At 67.7% G+C, this 2,548-nt stretch carries 2 protein-coding genes; both read left to right on the top strand.

Going from position 1 to position 2,548, the window contains the following annotated elements; all coding sequences use genetic code 11:
- Nucleotides 1-215: 215 nt before the first annotated feature.
- On the top strand, nucleotides 216-1,268 hold the full coding sequence (locus AB4Y86_RS16575; RefSeq protein ID WP_441403269.1) for a 3-isopropylmalate dehydrogenase: 1,053 nt from the start codon (nucleotides 216-218) through the stop codon (nucleotides 1,266-1,268).
- 164 nt (nucleotides 1,269-1,432) lie between these two features.
- The gene (locus tag AB4Y86_RS16580) at nucleotides 1,433-2,545 is read left to right on the top strand and encodes a branched-chain amino acid aminotransferase (protein ID WP_441403270.1); all 1,113 of its coding nucleotides are present in this window, start codon (nucleotides 1,433-1,435) and stop codon (nucleotides 2,543-2,545) included.
- Nucleotides 2,546-2,548: the final 3 nt, after the last annotated feature.

The following is a 2,548-nucleotide window of genomic DNA, read 5'->3' on the forward strand; positions in this document are numbered from 1 at the left end:
CCCTCAGGTCTTGCCGTGCTGGGGTTGACGCTCCCTCAGGTCTTGCCGGGGAGCGTCCCATGTTTACCGGCGGGACGTGAGGGAGCGTTTGGTGTTTACCGGCGGGACGTGAGGGAGCGTTCGGTGTTTACCGGCGGGACGTGAGGGAGCGTCCGGTGTGTTCGTATATTGAGACGAATTGCCCACCATGTGGATGCTTTGGCTACGCTGAAAACATGAGCGCATCCACCATTGATCTGGCCGTAATTCCGGGCGACGGCATCGGCCCGGAAGTCATTGCCGAAGCCCTGAAGGTCCTCGAGAAGGCTGCCGCCGCTGAAGGCATCGTGCTGCAGCAGACGCATTACGAGCTCGGCGCCGAGCACTGGCTGGCGACGGGGGAGACCTTGCCGGACGACACCCTCGCGGACCTCCGCGGGCGGGACGCGATCCTCTTCGGGGCGGTGGGTGCCGCTCCCGGCGATACCAGAATTCCCTCCGGCATCATCGAACGCGAACTGCTGCTCAAGCTCCGCTTCAGCCTGGACCACTACGTCAACCTCCGGCCCGCCCGGCTGTACGCCGGTGTCGGCAGTCCGTTGGCCAACCCCGGCGAGGTCGACTTCGTCGTGGTCCGCGAGGGCACCGAGGGTCCGTATGTCGGCAACGGCGGCACACTGCGCGCCGGCACGCCGCACGAGGTGGCCACCGAGGTCTCGCTGAACACCGCCCACGGTGTGGAGCGCGTGGTCCGGGATGCCTTCCGCCGCGCCAACGAGCGCCCCCGCAAGAAGCTGACCCTGGTGCACAAGCACAACGTCCTGGTTTTCGCCGGCCACCTGTGGAAGCGGACGGTGGAGGCCGTCGCACAGGAGTTCCCCGAGGTCAGCCACGACTACCTGCACGTGGACGCGGCCACGATCTTCATGGTCACCGATCCGGCACGCTTCGACGTGATTGTCACGGACAACCTCTTCGGCGACATCCTCACGGACCTCGCTGCGGCCATCACCGGCGGCATCGGCCTCGCAGCCTCGGGCAACATCAACATGGACCGCACCGCGCCGTCAATGTTCGAGCCGGTCCACGGCTCGGCCCCGGACATCGCCGGCCAGCAGAAGGCGGACCCGAGCGCCGCCATCCTCTCGGCCGCGCTGCTGCTGGACCACTTGGGCCATGCCGCGGCGGCCCGCAGGATCGAGGCCGCCGTCGCCGCTGACATCGATCGCCGGGACGGCAGCTTCCGCAGCACCGCCGCCATCGGCGACGCCATCGCCGCCGCGCTCTAGGAGCCGGGAGGAGCCGGGCCCTCCTGGAGCCGGGCCCTCCTGGAGCCCGGAGCACGGAGCCCGGACACCTGCGCGGGCGTAAGCTTGTTTCGAATCACCAACATGCTGCCGTGGTCCGAGGATGAACCACGTTCACACACCAGGCAGCCGACCGTGGAGGAACCATGACCCAGACTGCCCATGGCGTCGAATTCACCCAGCAGCTCTCGGCAACCCCGAAGTCCGCTGAAGAGCGTGCAGCCATACTGGCCAACCCTGGATTCGGCGACTATTTCACCGACCACACCGCCGTGGTCGATTACAGCGTCGACGCCGAGGGCAAGGGCGGCTGGCACGATGCACGGATCGAACCCTACGGTCCCATCTCCCTGGACCCCTCCGCCGCGGTGCTCCACTACGGCCAGGAGATCTTCGAGGGCCTCAAGGCGTACCGGCATGCCGACGGCTCGATCTGGACCTTCCGCCCCGAGGCCAACGCCGCCCGCCTGAACAAGTCCGCCCGCCGCCTGGCCCTGCCGGAGCTGCCGGAGGAGTACTTCCTGACGGCCATCCGCGAACTCGTCTCCGCAGACCGGGAATGGGTTCCCTCCGGCGACGGCGAAGCCCTCTACCTGCGGCCCTTCATGATCGCCACCGAGGCCTTCCTGGGCGTCCGGGCCGCCCGCGAGGTGTCCTTCCGCGTCATCGCGTCCCCGGCCGGCAATTACTTCGGCGGCGAGCTGAAACCGGTGTCCATCTGGATTTCCCGCGAGTACGCCCGCGCCGGCCGCGGCGGCACCGGCGCTGCCAAGTGCGGCGGCAACTACGCCGCGTCCCTGATCGCGCAGCAGGAAGCCGAGGCCCACGGCTGCAAGCAGGTCCTGTTCCTTGACCCGTTCAATGACAACGCCGTCGAGGAACTTGGCGGGATGAACGTCTTCTTCGTGATGAAGGACGGCTCGCTGGTTACCCCGGCGCTGTCCGGCACCATCCTGGAGGGGGTCACCCGCTCATCCGTGATGCAGGTGGCCCGCGACATGGGCCGCGTCGTGACCGAACGCAAGATCACCCTTGAGGAATGGCGCGACGGCGTGGCGTCCGGCGACATCACCGAGGTCTTCGCCTGCGGTACCGCCGCCGTCATCACCCCCATCGGCGTGCTCAAGGACGACACCGAATTCATCGGCGCCGAGGATGCCAAGGCCGGGGAAACCACCATGGCCATCCGCCAACAGCTGCTCGGCATCCAGACCGGCACCGTCGAGGACACCCACGGATGGCTGACCCGTCTGGCCTAGCCC

Source organism: Arthrobacter sp. 2YAF22_2 (genome assembly GCF_052114645.1).
GTDB lineage: Bacteria > Actinomycetota > Actinomycetes > Actinomycetales > Micrococcaceae > Arthrobacter.